The following is a 16,065-nucleotide window of genomic DNA, read 5'->3' as shown; positions in this document are numbered from 1 at the left end:
AATAGCCAAACTGAGGACCCATGAACCGCTTATCTAGGGAATATTGGTACCCGTGAGAGGACGGCACGCAGCGGCGGACCTGAGAAGTAACGGGTTCGTCGCACTCGCGGCCGGCATGATCCTTCCCCTCGTCGTCATCGGTGCCGTCTACGGCGGCTACCAGATGATGTCGTCGACGGGGTGCTCGGGCACGGTGCGGCTCTCAGTCGCGGCGAGTCCGGAGATCGCGCCGGCCATCAAGGATGCCGCGGCCCGGTGGATCAAGACCGAGCCGCGGGTCGACAACGAGTGTGTCGCGGTCGATGTGGTCGCCGTGGGCGCATCCGAGGTCGCCGCGGCGATCGCCGGTGAGCACGGTGTCAGCATCTCCACGCTCGGGCAGGCCGACGGCAAGACGCAGGTGCCGCACGTGTGGATCCCGGACTCCTCCATCTGGCTGCAGCGCATGCGCGCCGCCCGCGAGGACCTGGTGCCACAGGTCGCACCGTCGTTGGCGCGCAGCCCGATAGTGCTGGCGGTGCCGGAGCCGACGGCGAAGTCACTCGGCTGGCTGGAGAACAAGCTCACCTGGAAGCAGGTGCTGCAGCAGATCGTCGGCGACACCCGGATCACCGCGGGCATCGTCGATCCCAACCGTGACGCCGTCGGCATCTCCACGATGGTGGCGATGGCGTCGGTCCGCGACCAGTTCGGCCCCGAGGGCGACGCGCTGACGGTCGGCGCGATCAAGGCGCTGACCAGCGGCAAGTCGGAGCAGCAGTCGGGGCTGATGGCACGGTTCCCCCGCGACGCCGACCCGCGGACACTCTCGACCGCGGTGACCCTGGCGCCGCTGTCGGAGCAGGCGCTGCACGCGTACAACGCGACCGGACCCGCGGTGCCGCTCATCGCGGTCTATCCGGACCCGGCGCCGATCGCGCTGGACTACCCGTTCACCGCGATGCCGCGGCTGTCACCGAACCGGGCCGCCGCCGCGGAGCAGTTCCGCGCGGTGCTGTCCGGGCCCGACTTCCGCAACCTGCTCTCCGCCCATCAGTTGCGCGCCAACGACGGCACCGTCGGCTCCGGCATGACGCTCGGGCCCAGCGCGGCGAGCAGCAGCGCCGTCACCCCGGTGCCGGATCCCAAGGTGATCAACGCGGCGCTGCAGATGTGGATCGAGATCACCCAGCCGTCACGGATGCTGGCGGTCGTCGACGTCTCCTCGGCGATGAAGCAGACCGTTGCCTCCGCGGGCGGGCTGAGCAAGGAACAGATCGCTGTCCAGGCCGCGTTGGGCGGCCTGGACATGTTCCCCGAGAGCTGGGCCGTCGGCCTCTGGTCCTTTTCGACAGGGCACCAGCCGCTGGTGCCGATCGGCCCGCTCAACGCCCAGCGCGACCAGCTCCGCGGTGCGCTGGCCGGCCTGAAGCCCAACCCCAAAGGCGGCAGCGGGCTGTATGACACGGTGTTCGCGGCGTACCAGTCGGTGCAGCAGGGCTGGGACCCCACCCGCGGCAACTCGGTCGTGGTGATCACCGGCGGGCGCAACAACAACCCCGGTGGGATGTCGCTCGAAACGCTCGTAGGCTCGTTGAAGAAGGCAGAGAACAAGGACCAGCCGGTGCAGATCATCATCATCGGTGTCGGCTCCGAGGTGAACCAGGGCGAGATGCAGAAGATCGTCGACGCCACCGGCGGTGCGGTCTTCGTCGCCCAGGACCCGTCGAAGATCGGAGACATCTTCATGAAGGCGCTCGCGTTGGACGACGGCCGTTGATCGGGAAGCTCGAGACGGTGCCGGCCCTGTCGGCGACCGACCTGCTGGCCGCTCCCGTCGCCGCAGCGTTGCGCGACCCTTCGATTCTGGTCGCACCGATCGATCCCACGCTCGCCGACACGGCGGAGTTCTGCGCCGCGTACGACGTCGGCCTCGAGGAATCCGCCAACTGCGTCGTCGTCGCCGGCAAGCGCGACGGTGAGGTCCGCTACGCGGCCTGCGTGATCCTCGCGACCACCCGCGCCGACGTCAACGGCGTGGTGCGCAGGCGGCTCGACGTCCGCAAGGCCAGCTTCGCGCCGATGGACGACGCCGTGTCGCTGACCGGCATGGAGTACGGCGGGATCACCCCCATCGGCCTCCCCGCCGGCTGGCCGGTCCTCGTCGACGCCCGCGTCGTCGACGTGCCGTGGGTCATCGTCGGCAGCGGCCTGCGCCGCAGCAAGATCGTGCTGCCCGGCGCGGCCCTCGCCAGCCTCGCCACCGCCGAGGTCATTCCCGACCTGGCGCGGGTCTAGCGCGCTGACGTCGCTCTATGTGGTTGCACGTGAAACGGTCGCCTCGCGGACCTGGCGCTGCAGCCGGTTGAGGATCGCCGTGCCGCCCCGCACGCGCAGAGGGCTGATCGCCGTGGCGAGCCCCATCCGCTGATACAGGTCCGACGGCACCGACAGGACCTCTTCGGCGCTGGCCCCGTCGAGCCCTTCGCTCAGGATGCCGGCGAAGGCGCGGGTGGTCGGCGCCTCGGGCGGGCAGTCGAAATACAGCTCCACCCCGTCCTGCGGCGTGACGACCGCCTTGAGGAAGAACGGCGTCTGGCACTCGGGCACCTGCTCCATGCCCTCATGGCCGTCGAAGGACGCGGGCAGGGGCTTCACCGCGTCGGCGAACTCGAGCATCATCTCCAGCACCACATCGCGCGGCGCTGAGGCGAACTCATCCACGATGGCGGCAAGCTTGTCGGGCATCTCCACGTCTACCAACCTAACCCGCGCGCAGGAACCGACCACCAGGCAGCGGGCGACCGGTTCCAGCGCGTCAGTTGTTCGGGGCCGCCTTGCTGATCCCGCCGAGCACCGAGTCGGGGTCGATCTCCTCGGCCAGGTCGCCGATCGACACAATGCCGACCAGGCCCTGGACGTCGTCGCAGACGAGCACGCGGCGCACCGCCTGGTCCCGCATCAGCAGCGCCGCGGTGTGGATGGAGTCCTCCGGCCGGACGGTGACGAGGTCGCGGGTGACGATCTCGCCGATCGTGGTGGCCGCCGGGTCGCAGCGCTCCGCCACCGCCCGCACGACGATGTCCCGGTCGGTGACGACGCCGGTGAGGCCGGGGCCGTCGGCGACGACGACGTCGCCGATGTCCTGTTCGCGCATGGTGCGTGCGGCTTCCGCGAGAGTGGTCTCGCTCGGGAGATACACCACGTTGGTCGTCATCACGTCACGGACGGTCTGCATCGTCATGGCTGTCCTCCCAGATGCTCAATATCTGTCTGTTACCCCCGGGTGGAAAGGCTGAACCAGGTGTGGCGTGCGGCAAAGTCGCTTCCAACGCTCCGGGTGCCCTGAAAGGATGCGAAGCAGAGCAGCAGCAGACCATGGGGAGGTTATGCGGTGGCGGGGTGGACGAGCTACGTAGCGGTCGGTGACAGTTTCACCGAAGGCATGGACGATCCAAGACCGGACGGCAAGGGTTACCGGGGTTGGGCCGACCTGGTCGCGGGGTGTCTCGCCACCGACCAGCCTGATTTCCGCTACGCCAACCTCGCGGTGCGGGGGCGGCTGTTCGACAACATCGTCGCCGAGCAGGTGCCGCTCGCCACGGCGATGAAGCCTGACCTGATCAGCTTTGCGGGCGGTGGCAACGACGCGTTGCGGCGGGGGTTCGAGCCCGAGGTGCTGGTCGCGCGGTTCGACAAGACGATCGAGCGGCTCAGGGCGACAGGGGCGGACGTGATCCTGTTCCGATGGGCGGACCTGACGGGGCGGATGCCGGGCAGCAAGATCCTGCGCCCGCGGGTCGACGCGCTCAACACCGCGATCGGTGGCATCGGCGCGAAGCACGGTGCGCACGTGGTGGACCTGTGGGACGACAGCGAGTTCCTCAACCCGCGGCTGTGGGGGATCGACCGGCTGCACCTGTCACCGGCCGGGCACCGCAGGGTCGCCGGGCACGTGCTGACGGCGCTCGGCGTGACCTGCGACGCGGCGTGGCTGGCCGCACCGCCGCCGCCGGAGGACCTGTCGTGGATGTCGCGCAAGGCGGCCGACGCCCGCTGGGCGACGCAGCACCTGGCGCCGTGGGTGAAGCGGCGGCTGACAGGAAAGTCGTCCGGAGACATGGTGACTGCCAAGCGGCCGGAGCTTGCGCCGCTAGATTGAAATCATGTCTGCAACAAAAGTCGTCACCACCGAGTGGTTGGCGAAGCGACTGGAGTCCGGTGACACCGAAGGCCTCGTCGTCGTCGAGTCCGACGAAGACGTGCTGCTCTACGGCACCGGCCACATCCCGGGCGCGGTGAAGGTCGACTGGCACACCGAGCTCAACGACCAGGTCACCCGCGACTATCTCGACGCGGCGGGCTTCGCCGCGCTGTGCGAGGCCAAGGGCATCGGCCCCGACGACACGATCGTGTTCTACGGCGACAACTTCAACTGGTGGGCGACCTACGCCCTGTGGGTCTTCTCCCTGTTCGGCCACCGCGACCTGCTAATCCTCGACGGCGGCCGGGCGAAGTGGATCGCCGAGGGCCGGCCCGTCACCAAGGAGGTGCCGGACCGGCCGAAGACGAGCTACCCGGTGCCGACCAGGGACGACTCGGGGATCCGTGCGTTCCGTGACGACGTCGGGGCGCACATCGCCGCGGACCGTCCGCTGGTCGACGTCCGCTCGCCCGGCGAATACACCGGCGAGCTGCTGCACATGCCCGACTATCCACAGGAGGGCGCGTTGCGCGGCGGGCACATCCCCGGCGCGGTCAGCAAGCCGTGGAAGCAGGCCACGCAGGAGGACGGCACGTTCAAGCCGGTCGAGGAGCTGCGCAAGATCTATGCCGATGAGCTGGGTCTCGCACCCGACGACGACATCATCGCCTACTGCCGCATCGGCGAGCGGTCCTCGCACACCTGGTTCGTGCTGACCCACCTGCTGGGATACCGGCACGTCCGCAACTACGACGGGTCGTGGACCGAGTGGGGCAACCTGGTGCGGGTGCCGGTCGTTAAAGGCAGCAGCCCGAAGTAGTGACAAACGGACGGCGGCCCACTGCAGGGGGCCGCCGTCCACCAAGAGATCCCGAAAGGGCTACTCGTTCTCGGGTGGCAGGCTGACCAGGTAGTCGACCACCTCGGAGAAGCGCGCGCTCGCCATCGCGACGCACAGGTCCGCGGCGCCGTAATACAGCCGCAGCTCGTCGCGCGCCTCGTCGTGGACCAGACCGGTGGGGAAGACGACGTTGGGCACGTCGCCGACCCGCTCGTATTCGGCGTCCGGCCCCAGCACCCAGCTCGGCGTCCGCCGGATGATCTTCGTGGGGTCGTCCAGGTCGAGCATGATCAGGCCGACGCGGTACAGCGACGTCGCGACCATCTGCTTCACGCCGTGGTAGACGCACAGCCAGCCGTGCGGGGTCTCGATGGGCGGCGGGCCCATGCCGATGCGGGTCGCGTCCCACCAGGGACCGGAGCGCGACTGCATGACCGGCTCGGGGGTCGTCCATGCCTGCAGGTCCACCGACTTCGACAGCCACACGTCGGCGCGCGCCGACAGCACGGACACCGGCCGGTGGAACAGCACGTAGGACCCGTCGATCCTGCGGGGCAGCAGCGAGGCGTTCTTGTCCTCGGGCGGCATGACCACGCCGAGCGGCTCGACCGACTGGAAGTCCTCGGTGCGGGCCAGCGCCACGCACGGACCGCTGGGCCCGTACGCGGTGTAGGCGATCACGTAGCCGCCGAGCTCGTCGACGTACGTGACCCGCGGATCCTCGACACCCCAGCAGCTGTGCTGGTCGGTCGGGTCGTCGGCGATGAGCGGTTTGGCGTCCACGACCCAGTTGGTGCGGCCGTCCTTGCTGCGGGCGACCGTCAGGTGGGAGATGCCGCGCCGGTCTTCGATCCTGCAGAGCAGGACCGTGTCTCCGTTGTGCAGGCAGGCGCCCGGGTTGAACACGCTGTTGATGGGATAGGGCCAGTCCCCCGCGGTGAGCAGGGGGTTCGTGGCTTCCCGATGGAACAGCTCCGCGTCAAAGTGCATCGGAATGGCCCTCCGTGGTGCGCGAGCGGGGCGGCTGGGCGGTCGCGCTGAAGCCGGCTGAGGCCCGTCCGACGGCCCGGGTGCCCGTCGGTGCCTTGTTCGGCGTCGTCCGGGACGGTCCGGTGACCGGCAATGATGTCGGCACTGGCGTCGTGGCGACCACCGGATGGGGCAGAGCGGCCAAACCGGCCTTGAGAAGGCTGAGTAGCGCTTGGTAATAGGCTAGCGTGGACTCGGCGCCCTGGTTCCCATTTGGTTCAGTAGCAGACAAACCGTCATGGCAGGCACCCGTCGCATCGACGTAGAGCCGCGCGCCGGCCCGGTTCCTGCCGAGGAACCAGGAGTAGCCCCACCCCGCCAGCCGCGCCGACGTCGGATCCGCGGTGTGCTGCCAGGCGTCGACCATCGCCTCGGTGATCGCGGCCGCGTCCAGCGGCTGCTCGTCGCCGTCGTCCGCGAGCCAGACCGCCGGCGACTCGCCCCGCCGGTGCCACCGGTTGCCCACGCACCGCAGGGTGCCATCGGCCAAGCCGACGTGCTGGGCGTACCAGTCGAGGGCGGCGACCGCGCGGGCCGCCATGGCGTCGTCCTCCAGCAGCGCGGCACCGAGCAGCATCGCCTGCGGCAGCCTTGCGTTGTCGTAGGTCAGCTCCGGCTCGAACCAGCGCCACGAGGGGTCCACCGCCGACGTGGTCAGCAGCGCCTCGTCCAGCCGGCGCAGCAGCGGCGCGGCCTGCTCGGTGCGCCCGGCGCGGGCCAGGCCGATCAGCGCGTATGCGGCGGTGCGCAGCCCGATCTCGGGCAGCTGGTGGGTGCGCGGGCCAAGCTCGTCGAGCAGTGCCGCCGCCGGCCGCCGGATGTCGTCGGGCACGGCCGGCGTGCCGACCAGGACGCCGAGGGCCCAGACCGCCCGGCCGACATGATCGCCGTGGTGCGGCCAGTCCTGCCAGGTGCCGCCGTAGCTCAGCACGTTGTGCATCGCGCCGGACGGATCGTAGGCCGCGGTCAGGAACCGGATCGACTGGCGCAGCCAGCGCGTGGCCTGCGCCGTCTGTTTCGTGTCGATGCCGACCGCCAGCAGGTCCGCCGCGACGATCGCGAGCCGGGCGACGTCGTCGACGCAGTACCCCGACGCCAGCTCCGGGTTGGACCCGCGGGAGAACTGGATGATGCCGATCTCGTCCGTGAGCCGGTCCAGGTGCGCGAGGTTGAGCACCGGCGCGGTCGCGGTCGAGTGACCGGGGCGTGCCGTCGCCGCCTGCGTCTGGCGCACCACGTCGGCGACGAGCTCGGCCTCCCGAGCGGCGACCGCCGGCCAGGGCAGCCACACCGCGCACGCCTCGGCCACCGACTTCGCGGCCGCGAGCGCACGGCCGTCGGTGAGCAGGTCGTTGATCTCGGCCGCGAGCGCGGCGTCGTCGCCGATCGGCACCACCCGTCCGGCGCCGCCGGCGAGCATGTCCTCCGCGTAGCTGTACGACGTCGACACCGCCGGCAGTCCGGCGCCGAGCGCGAACGTCAGCGCACCCGAGCAGATCTGTTCCGGTTGCCGGTACGGCGTGACGAACAGCGTGCTGGCGTGCAGGATCGCCGACAGCTCGTCGAGCGCCAGGAAGGCGTCGACGAAGTGCACGTTGTCGTTGAGCCCCAGCAGCTCGACCCGGGCCTGCAGGCTCTCCCGGTAGACCTCCCCGTCGCGCCGCTTGATCTCCGGGTGGGTCGCGCCCGCCACGATGTACTGCGTGTCGGGGTGCTCCTTCACCACCGCGGCCAGCGCGTCGATCGCGATGTCGATGCCCTTGCCCTCGCTGAGCAGGCCGAACGTGGTGAGTGTCGGCTTGTCCGCGACCTTGTCGAGCAGCTCCCGCAGGTCGGTGCGCAACGTCGCCGGGTCCGGCGGCTGGCGCATCGCGTCGGGCGCGCCGTGCGGGACCACGACCAGCTGGTGACCGGCGGCCACGCCGGTGCGGATCGCGACCCGGCGGGCGGTCTCGGTGAAGACCGTGACCCTCGCCGCCCGCGCGCACAACGCACGCAGCGTCGCCGCCTGGCCGGACGAGGGACGCGACAGCACGGTGTGCAGCGTCAGCAGGTAAGGAATGCCGCACGCGTTCAGCGCACGGGTCAACTCGAGCAGGTGAGAGCCGTCCGTGCCGCCGAAGATCCCGTACTCGTGCTGGATCAGCACGACCTGGACGCCGGCCTCGCGCAGTGCGCGGGCGGCGGCGGAGTAGTCCTCGATGCGGTCCTGGTTGATGGTGACGACGACCTCGTCACCGTAGCTGTGCCCGTCACGGTCGATGGCCACGACGACTGTTTCCAGATCGTCGGTGGCGACACCAAGTGCCTCCCGCAGGTCCGCGGTGTACGTCGCGAGCCCGCAACGGCGAGGCAGATAGGTCGACACGATACCGAGGCGATAGGTCGCGGCAGGGTGTGACATGAGCACATTGTTACCCCGGGCCCCGCCAAAAAACCTTGATACGCCCGGATGGGTCTCTGGGGCGAATGTGCTGCTCAGTCCGTCTTTACGGAAACCCTTCCGGGCATGATCGTTTGGGTGAAAACCTTTCACTGATCACGTAGAGTGCTTAGATCCAGTTCGGCAGTGGTTCACGGTGCTCAATCCATTGCGGTGGCACGCCGATGATCCCGCGTGCGGCGTCGTCGCCGACCCCGGTGTGTGCGGCGACGATCCCGCCGACGATCGCGCACATCGAGTCGGTGTCGCCACCCGCCTGGACACAGGCGGCCATCGCGCTCGGGTAGTCGTCGAGATGGGTCGCGGCGACCCACAGCGCGAACGGCACGGTGTCCTGCGCCAGCGCGTGGGAACCGTTGCCGAGGTCCGCGGCGACGTCCCTGGGATCGGACTTCGCCGACATCCGCACCGCCCGGCCGATGCCGTCGCGGACGTCGGAGGGCGGCAGCTGGTTGAGCACCATGCGCAGCAGCGACTCGCGCGGCGTGTGCCGGGCGGTGAGTGAGGACGCCAGCGCCACCGCCACGGCGCCGGACACCCCTTCCGGGTGCCGGTGGGTGACCTCCGCCGACAGCGCTGCCTGCCGGACCGCGACGTCCGGGTCGTTGGCGAAGAACGCCCCCAGTGGAGCGACCCGCATCGCCGCGCCGTTGCCGGAGGAGCCCCGGCCGGAGAACAGCGCGCCGGCGGCGGTCCGCCACGGCACGCCGTCGCGGATGCTGGACAGCAGCGAGATCGAGCCCCGGCCGTAGCCGCGGTCGGCGCTCCACCGCTGCGCGAACGCGGTCGCCAGCCAGCTCTGGTCGACCCGGCCGTCCCGGCGGAGCCCCTCGAACAGGGTGCAGGCCATCTCGGTGTCGTCGGTCCAGCGCCATGGCGCCGGGGGCGGTGCGAACACCGCGCCGTCCTCGAACGGCGGGTGCATCTCGAAGGGTGCGCCGAGCGCGTCACCAACGGAGAGTCCGGTCAGGCTGTCGACTGCGGCGCGGAGATCCACCTGCCGAAAATAGTCGATGCTCAGCGGGAACGGCGCCTGCGGATCGCGGCTCGTGCTGGACATGAAGCGTCGTGAACTGCTCGGCCTGGGTGGGGCCGTCCTCGTAGCCTCCTGCTCCTCGACCGGGGCGCCCCGCCGGGTCGAGCCCGGTGAGCTGCTCGGCGTCGCCGTCAGCGACGGCCTGACCGTCGTGGACTCCGGCACCGGGCGGCGGGTCGTGGCCCAAGCGGCGACCCTCGCGACCGCCGACGGCCGGCGTCTCGTCAGCACCGTCGCCGAGTCGGGCACGTCGCGCGTCGTCACCCGCAACGCGGTCACCGGTGACGTCGTCGCGCAGACCACGGTGCGGGGTGGCGGGCGGCTGGCCGCCGTCGCGCCGGACGCCACGCTCGTCGCGCTCGTCGACGGCGACCCGGCCGGGCGGCGGGAGACCACGATCGTGGTGGCCGGGCCTGCGGGGGAGCGGCACCGGCTCACGCTGCCGGGGTTCGTCCAGCCGGAGGCGTTCTCCTCCACCGGCACGAGCCTGTTCGTGCTCGACATGCTGCCTCCCGAGCATCCCGACCATTACCGGGTGCGGGTCCTGGACCTGGCCGCGGGGCAGATCACCGCGTTGAACCTGCCGGGTGAGAACGCGGGGGTGAAGGTCCTGGTGCCGGCGGGCGCCGAGGAGGAGATGCGGGGCGAAGGGCGGCAGGCGGTGTTCGACGCGAAGCGGGCGCGGCTCTTCACGCTGTACAGCCACCAACCGGACCACCAGCACGTCCGGGATCTGCTGCAGACCGGCGCCCGCGACGGCAAGCCCGAGGTGCACGCGTTCGTGCACACGCTCAGCGTGGCCGACGGGTGGGCGGTCTGCGTCGACCTGCCGGCGTCGTTCGGCACCGGCGCGGTCGAGGGCCTCACGATCGCCCAGCACAACGACGAGGTCTGGGTCGCCGACGCCGGCAAGGGTGCGCTCGCGGTCATCAACGCCGACGTGCTGGTCGTCGCCCATGAGCAGGCGTTCCGGCCGGCGGCGGGCCGGGCCCGGCTGGCGGTGTCCGGTCCGGCCGCGTACCTCGCGGCGGGCCGGCAGGTGCACGTCTTCGACACCGGGACGAAGGAGGTCCGGGCGACCTGGGCACTGCCCGCCGAGGCGCGGGGTGTCGCGGTGTCGGACACACACCTGTACGTGGGGCAGCCGGACGGCGTACTTCGGCTGGATCCGGCGACCGGCGCGACCACCTCGACCGTTGCGGTGCCCGGTCTCACCGCCGTGGAGCGCGTCATCGGGTGAGAACGGGGCGGAGAATGTCGGTGGGGCGCGGTAGCGTGCGCCCGTGGATCGGACGTTCCAGGTGGACCTGCGCGGGGTTGTGGACCTGCTCAGTCACCACCTCTATGCGAGCCCTCGCGTCTATGTGCGTGAGCTGCTCCAGAATGCCGTCGACGCGATCACCGCGCGGCGCGCCGCCGCAGGGCCCGGGGATCCACCGGTGCCGGCCCGCGTGCGCATCGAGCCGCCCGATGTGACGGGCGACGGCACCCTGCGGGTGTCCGACACCGGCATCGGGCTGACCGAGGAGCAGGTCCATCAGTTCCTGGCGACGATCGGGCGCAGCTCCAAGCGCGACGACTTCGGCTTCGCCCGGCACGACTTCCTCGGGCAGTTCGGCATCGGCCTGCTCTCCTGCTTCCTGGTCGCCGACGAGATCCGGGTCCTGACCAGGGCGGAGGGCAGCCCGACCGTGCTGTGGCGCGGCTTCGCCGACGGCCGCTACAGCGTCGCGCTCGCCGGCGAGGACCGCCTGCAGGTCGGCACGACCGTGACGCTGGTGCCCCGGCGGGACGCGGACCAGTGGCTGCTGCGGCGCACCGTGACCGAGCTCGCCACGCTCTATGGCTCGCTGCTGCCGGTGACCGTCGAGGTCGGCGACGTCGAGGTCACCGGTGACGGCCTGCCGTGGCGGCCCGGCGGCGAGGATCGCCGGCAGCGGCTGGTCGCGCACTGCCAGGAGGTCTTCGGCTTCACCCCGTTCGACATCGTGGAGCTGTCGGTGTCGGAGGCGGGGCTGACCGGGGTCGCCTTCGTGCTGCCCACGCCGGCCAACCCCGCGGCCCGTGCCGGCCACCGCGTCTACCTGAAGCGGATGCTGCTCGCCGAGGGCGCCGAGGGCGTGCTGCCGGAGTGGGCGTTCTTCGCCCGCTGCGTCTTCGACGCCGGCGAGCTGCGCCCGACCGCCAGCCGCGAGGCGCTGTATGAGGACCAGTTGCTCGAGTCGACCCGTGAGGCACTCGGCGATCAGCTGCGCGGCTGGCTGGTCCGCCTCGCCGCCCGGGACCCGCGGCGGCTGACGGAGTTCCTGGAGATCCACCACCTCGGCGTCAAGGCGCTCGCGGTCCACGACGACGAGATGCTGCGCCTGGTCGAGCGCTGGTGGCCGATGGAGACCAACACCGGTCGGATGACCCTCGCCGACTTCCGGGCGGCGCACGGCCTGGTGCGCTACACGGTCCAGGTCGACGAGTTCCGCCAGATCGGCGCGGTCGCGGCCGCGCAGGGCATGCCGGTGGTCAATGCCGGCTATGTCTATGACGCGCAGCTCATCGAGCGGCTGCCGCTCATCGAGCCGGGCGCGCTCATCGAGCGGGTCGAGCCCAGCGACCTGACCACCCACTTCGACGCGCTGGAGCCGGGGCTGGAGCTGGCCAGGCGGCCGTTCGTGGCCCGGGCCCAGCGGGCCATGGACCGGCTCGGCTGCGAGGTGGTGCTGCGGTCCTTCGACCCGGCCGGCATGCCGGCGATGTATCTGGTCAACCGTTCGGCGTCGTTCGCCGCCGAGCTGCGGGCGACCCGCGAGCGGGTCGACGAGGTGTGGGCCGACGTGCTCGACGCGCTCGCCCGCACCGACGACGAGGACCGGCCCCAGCTGGTGCTCAACTATCGCAACCCGCTGGTCCGGCGGGTCAGCGAGCTGGCCGACGAGGACCTGGTGCGGCTCGCCGTCGAGGGGTTGTATGGCCAGGCACTGCTGCTCGGCCACCATCCGCTGCGGCCGGCGGACGCGGCGCTGCTCAACAGTTCATTCCTGGGTCTGCTCAACAAGGCGGTCGCGCATGAAGACTGAAGACGAGCTGTGGGGCCTGCTGCGCGAGGCCGACCACATGCCCTATGGCAGCGGGCAGATCGCGCTGGTCGAGCAGATCGTGCAGCACGCCGACGCCGGCGGCTTCGACGAGCTGCGCTTCGCCGCCCGCATGCAGGCCACCACGGCATATGTGCACGGCGGGGAGACCGCGAAGTCGTTCGTGACGTTCTCCTGGTGCCGCGCGGAGTATGACGCCCACCCTGACCGCTTCGACCGGCACGCCGAGAGCCTGCTGCTGTGGCAGTTCAAATACATGGTGTCGGGGCTGCTGAAGTTTCCCGAGGTGCCGCTCGGGCGCACCCGTGACGTCCTCGACGACATGGAGCGCCGCTTCCGGGCCGGCGGGCACAGCCTGCAGGCCGTCTATTCCTATCGGCACGCGGTGGCCGCGCACGTCGGCGACCCGGCCGCCGGCGAGCTGTATGAGCAGTGGTGCGCCACACCCCGCGACGACAACTCCGACTGCGTCGGCTGCGACCCGACCTCGAAGGTGTATCACCTGGTGTCGGCCGGTGACGACGAGGCCGCGGTCGCGCTCGCCCAGCCGGTGCTGGCCGGTCACCTGACCTGCGCCGAGCAGCCCCAGTCGATCCTGACGTCGCTGCTGCTGCCGTATCTGCGCACCGGCCGGCTCAGCGAGGCCGCCGACGCGCACCGCCGCGCCTATCGCAGCCTCCGGGGCAACCTGGCCGACCTGCAACGCATCGGCGAGCACGTGGTGTTCTGCGCGCGGACCGGCAACGAGACCCGTGGCCTGGAGATCGTCGAGCGGCACCTGAGCTGGCTCGACAAGGCGCCGCACCCGCAGGCCGACATGTGGTTCTCGGCCGCGGCGGCGCTGCTGCTCGGCCGTCTGGGCGCCGACGTCCTGGTCGGTGACGTGCCGGCGCCGGAGCTCGCCGAGCGGCTCGCCGCCCGGGCGCGGGCGCTGTCGGCGCGGTTCGACGCGCGCAACGGCACCGACAACATCGGCCTGCTCATCGAGGCCAGGCTGCACGCGGAGCCGATCGTGGAGCACCTGCCGCTCAGCGCCGTCGCCCGCACGCTGAAGGCCGGCGTCACCGCCCCTGCGCCCCCGCGGCCGAGCGACCCGGCGGAGCTGCTCGCCCGCGCGGAGGAGCTGTTCGACGAGTATCGCTTCACCGAGGCCCGCGCCGCGTGGCAGCGCTTCGACGAGCTGCACCCGGAGCCGCCGTTTGCGCTCGCCGTCCGGCGCGTCGAGGGCCGCGGCCGGATGGCGGGCGTCGACCACGAGCCGGAGCTGGCCGAGGCCGCGTTCCGGGAGGCCGCTGCCGGGCACCGCACGCTCGGCGACGAGCTGGCCGCGCTGGTCGCGGAGGCCCGCGCGATCCTCGCCCCGGACGCCGAGGAGCGGCAGGAGGAGGTCCTGGCCCAGCTGACCGCGGTCACCGAGCGGATCCTCGCGATCGGCGACGCCGACGCGCGCGCCGAGGCCCGGCTGCGGCTGGAGTATCCATTGCTCGCGCTCGACCGGCTCGACGACGCGCTCGCCGCGGTCGACGCCGCGATCGCCGAAGAGCCGGACCGGCCGGCGCTGCGGGCCGAGCTGGCCGGGCGGCGGGCCCGGTGCCTGCTGGTGCTGGAGCGCTTCGAGGAGGCCGTGGCGGCCGCCGCGGACTGCCGGGAGCAGTATGGCCGGCTCGGCGACCCGCCGCCGGTCGCGCTCGCGGCGCTGATCCACGGCCACGCGCTGGCAAACGTGGAGCGCTTCGACGCCGCCGTGGAGGCGTTCGACGCGGCGCTCGGTGCCGCCGTCGAGCGCGACCCGCGGCTGTCGGCGCTGGTCGGCCGGGCCCGGGCCCGGCTCGCCGCCGGACAGCCTGCCGACGCCGTCGACGATCTCGTCGAGGCGATCGCCGATCACGTCGCGCACGGCGAGGACGGCCCCGCCGCGATCCTGCGCTTCGACCTGGCCAGCGCCTATGACCAGGCCGGTCAGCTGCTCGACGCGGCCGAGGCGGCGGAGAGCGCGATCGACGTGCTCGACCGGATCGGCGCACAGGACCACGCCGACCGGACCCGCTATCTGCTGTCGCGGATCTACCGTGAGCTCGACGAGCCCGACCAGGCGCTCGCGCTGCTGGAGACCCTCGCCGGCAATCTCGACGGGTTCGACAACCTGCAGTCCCGCGGCCGGATGCTGCAGGAGGCGGCGCAGCTGCTCTACCGGGCCGACCGCGACGCGCAGGCGGCCGAGCGGTTCGGCGAGGCGGCAGCGGCGTTCGAGGCGGCCGGGGTGGTCCAGGCCGAGCTCTACAACCGGCGGATGCGGGCCCTCGCGCTGCGCTGGGCCGGCAGCATCGACGAGTCGCTCGCCGCGCTCGCCGAGGCGGACGCCCTCATCGGGTCGCTGGCGCTGACCGTCGATCCGTCCGAGGCATGGCTGGTGTGGCACCGGGCGATGCTCGACTGCGACGCGGCCCGCGTGCACCTCGGCGCAGGCCAAGGCGACGAGGCGCTGGCCCGGGTCAAGGGAGCGGCCGGCGCGCTGCGCGACATCGGCGCGTTCGGCGAGGCCGTCGAGGCCGACCTGCTGCACGCCGAGCTGCTCATGCGCTCCGGTGCGCCCGCACAGGCCGAGCCGCTGCTGCGCTCGGTGCTCGGCACGGCACCCAAGGGCTCGCAGTCCGGACAGAATGCGGCCTGGATGTTGGCCGAGGCCCTGGAGGCCATGGACCGCTCGGCGGAGGCCGCCGAGATCCGGCAACTGCACCTCGAGCAGTGACGAACTTAACGACCGTTCAGCACAAGTCTTGACACAAGGTTAGGCTTTGCCCATGACGCTGGAACAATCGGCCGTCCGCCCTCCTGCCCAGACCCGCGGCGCCGGCCCCGCCGGACAACGCCGCCGCTCACGGCGCGAGGAGATCCTCGAGATCGCCGTGGGCCTGTTCGCGACCCGTGGCTATCACGGCGTGTCGATGGACGACATCGGTGCGGCGGCCGGCGTGACCGGTCCGGCGCTCTACCACCACTTCGCTGGCAAGGAGGCGATGCTGGCGGCCGCCCTCATCCCGGTCAGCGAGCAGCTGCTGGCCGGTGGGCAGGCACGCATCGCCGAGTCGTCGGAGGACCCGGCCGCGGCCCTGGCCACCCTGGTCGACTTCCACGTCGAGTTCGCCCTGGCCAACCCGGCGGTCATCGCCCTGCACCTGCACGAGCTCGACCGGCTGCCCGAGGAGCCCCGGCGGCAGATCCGCCGCCTCCAGCGCCTCTATGTCGAGGAGTGGGTCAACACGCTCACCGTGCTGCGCAGCGAGCTGGACGCCGGAGAGGCCCGCGTCCTGGCGCACGCCGCCTTCGGTCTCATGAACTCCACGCCGTTCCTCGGCGGCGAGGTCGACCGCGCCCGCCGCGCCGAGCTGCTCCGGGCCGCGACACTCTGCGCGCTGCAAGGGTGACCCTCCGGGGGTTATCCAC

At 71.5% G+C, this 16,065-nt stretch carries 13 protein-coding genes; 8 read left to right on the top strand and 5 right to left on the bottom strand.

Annotation, left to right across the window (positions count from 1 at the left end):
* Positions 1-52: 52 nt before the first annotated feature.
* A complete protein-coding gene (locus OHA72_RS08065) occupies positions 53-1,759 on the top strand; it encodes a substrate-binding domain-containing protein (RefSeq protein WP_327007213.1) in 1,707 nt (568 codons plus the stop codon).
* Positions 1,759-2,277, top strand: coding sequence for a YbaK/EbsC family protein (locus OHA72_RS08060; RefSeq protein WP_327011501.1), 519 nt, complete (start codon positions 1,759-1,761; stop codon positions 2,275-2,277). Before OHA72_RS08065 ends, OHA72_RS08060 begins: the two co-directional genes overlap by 1 nt.
* Positions 2,278-2,292: 15 nt before the next feature.
* Here the strand turns inward: OHA72_RS08060 and OHA72_RS08055 are convergent, their stop codons facing one another.
* Positions 2,293-2,727, bottom strand: coding sequence for a SufE family protein (locus OHA72_RS08055; protein ID WP_327011500.1), 435 nt, complete (start codon positions 2,725-2,727; stop codon positions 2,293-2,295).
* Between the two features lie 70 nt (positions 2,728-2,797).
* Entirely contained in the window at positions 2,798-3,223 is a 426-nt protein-coding gene (locus OHA72_RS08050; protein WP_327007212.1) for a CBS domain-containing protein, read from the bottom strand.
* 201 nt (positions 3,224-3,424) lie between these two features.
* Here OHA72_RS08050 and OHA72_RS08045 point away from each other — a divergent pair, with 201 nt between their 5' ends.
* The gene (locus OHA72_RS08045) at positions 3,425-4,141 is read left to right on the top strand and encodes an SGNH/GDSL hydrolase family protein (RefSeq protein WP_327007211.1); all 717 of its coding nucleotides are present in this window, start codon (positions 3,425-3,427) and stop codon (positions 4,139-4,141) included.
* A gap of 4 nt (positions 4,142-4,145) precedes the next feature.
* Positions 4,146-5,003 carry a sulfurtransferase gene (locus OHA72_RS08040; protein WP_327007210.1) on the top strand — a complete coding sequence of 286 codons (858 nt, stop codon included), beginning with the start codon at positions 4,146-4,148 and terminating at the stop codon, positions 5,001-5,003.
* Between the two features lie 60 nt (positions 5,004-5,063).
* Here OHA72_RS08040 and OHA72_RS08035 read toward each other — a convergent pair whose 3' ends face one another.
* The 3 genes from OHA72_RS08035 to OHA72_RS08025 are packed head-to-tail and all read right to left on the bottom strand — an operon-like array spanning position 5,064 to position 9,517.
* Positions 5,064-6,014 carry a glycoside hydrolase family 130 protein gene (locus tag OHA72_RS08035; RefSeq protein WP_327007209.1) on the bottom strand — a complete coding sequence of 317 codons (951 nt, stop codon included), beginning with the start codon at positions 6,012-6,014 and terminating at the stop codon, positions 5,064-5,066.
* Positions 6,004-8,589, bottom strand: a complete 2,586-nt coding sequence (locus tag OHA72_RS08030; RefSeq protein WP_327007208.1) for a glycosyltransferase — start codon at positions 8,587-8,589, stop codon at positions 6,004-6,006. The genes OHA72_RS08035 and OHA72_RS08030 overlap by 11 nt, the downstream gene beginning before the upstream one ends.
* Before the next feature lie 16 nt (positions 8,590-8,605).
* Positions 8,606-9,517 (bottom strand): ADP-ribosylglycohydrolase family protein, encoded by a 912-nt coding sequence (locus OHA72_RS08025; RefSeq protein WP_442788703.1) that lies wholly within the window; start codon positions 9,515-9,517, stop codon positions 8,606-8,608.
* 37 nt (positions 9,518-9,554) lie between these two features.
* Here OHA72_RS08025 and OHA72_RS08020 point away from each other — a divergent pair, with 37 nt between their 5' ends.
* The 4 genes from OHA72_RS08020 to OHA72_RS08005 are packed head-to-tail and all read left to right on the top strand — an operon-like array spanning position 9,555 to position 16,046.
* Entirely contained in the window at positions 9,555-10,772 is a 1,218-nt protein-coding gene (locus OHA72_RS08020) for a YncE family protein (protein ID WP_327007206.1), read from the top strand.
* 43 nt (positions 10,773-10,815) lie between these two features.
* Complete coding sequence (locus OHA72_RS08015; protein WP_327007205.1) at positions 10,816-12,603, top strand: HSP90 family protein; 1,788 nt, start codon at positions 10,816-10,818, stop codon at positions 12,601-12,603.
* A complete protein-coding gene (locus OHA72_RS08010; RefSeq protein ID WP_327007204.1) occupies positions 12,593-15,370 on the top strand; it encodes an ATP-binding protein in 2,778 nt (925 codons plus the stop codon). Before OHA72_RS08015 ends, OHA72_RS08010 begins: the two co-directional genes overlap by 11 nt.
* A gap of 52 nt (positions 15,371-15,422) precedes the next feature.
* Positions 15,423-16,046 carry a TetR/AcrR family transcriptional regulator gene (locus tag OHA72_RS08005; RefSeq protein ID WP_327007203.1) on the top strand — a complete coding sequence of 208 codons (624 nt, stop codon included), beginning with the start codon at positions 15,423-15,425 and terminating at the stop codon, positions 16,044-16,046.
* The last annotated feature ends 19 nt before the right edge of the window (positions 16,047-16,065 follow it).

This window comes from Dactylosporangium sp. NBC_01737 (genome assembly GCF_035963215.1).
Lineage (GTDB): Bacteria > Actinomycetota > Actinomycetes > Mycobacteriales > Micromonosporaceae > Dactylosporangium.
Note: the sequence above shows the minus strand (reverse complement) of the source record. Positions and strands in the feature narration are given on the sequence as shown.

Excerpts from the sequence above, each read along its gene's own strand:
- OHA72_RS08055 (WP_327011500.1), bottom strand. The coding sequence starts at position 2,727 with ATGCCCGACAAGCTTGCCGCCATCGTGGATGAGTTCGCCTCAGCGCCG.
- OHA72_RS08050 (WP_327007212.1), bottom strand. The coding sequence starts at position 3,223 with ATGACGATGCAGACCGTCCGTGACGTGATGACGACCAACGTGGTGTAT.
- OHA72_RS08045 (WP_327007211.1), top strand. The coding sequence starts at position 3,425 with ATGGACGATCCAAGACCGGACGGCAAGGGTTACCGGGGTTGGGCCGAC.
- OHA72_RS08040 (WP_327007210.1), top strand. The coding sequence starts at position 4,146 with ATGTCTGCAACAAAAGTCGTCACCACCGAGTGGTTGGCGAAGCGACTG.
- OHA72_RS08035 (WP_327007209.1), bottom strand. The coding sequence starts at position 6,014 with ATGCACTTTGACGCGGAGCTGTTCCATCGGGAAGCCACGAACCCCCTG.
- OHA72_RS08020 (WP_327007206.1), top strand. The coding sequence starts at position 9,555 with ATGAAGCGTCGTGAACTGCTCGGCCTGGGTGGGGCCGTCCTCGTAGCC.
- OHA72_RS08010 (WP_327007204.1), top strand. The coding sequence starts at position 12,593 with ATGAAGACTGAAGACGAGCTGTGGGGCCTGCTGCGCGAGGCCGACCAC.
- OHA72_RS08005 (WP_327007203.1), top strand. The coding sequence starts at position 15,423 with ATGACGCTGGAACAATCGGCCGTCCGCCCTCCTGCCCAGACCCGCGGC.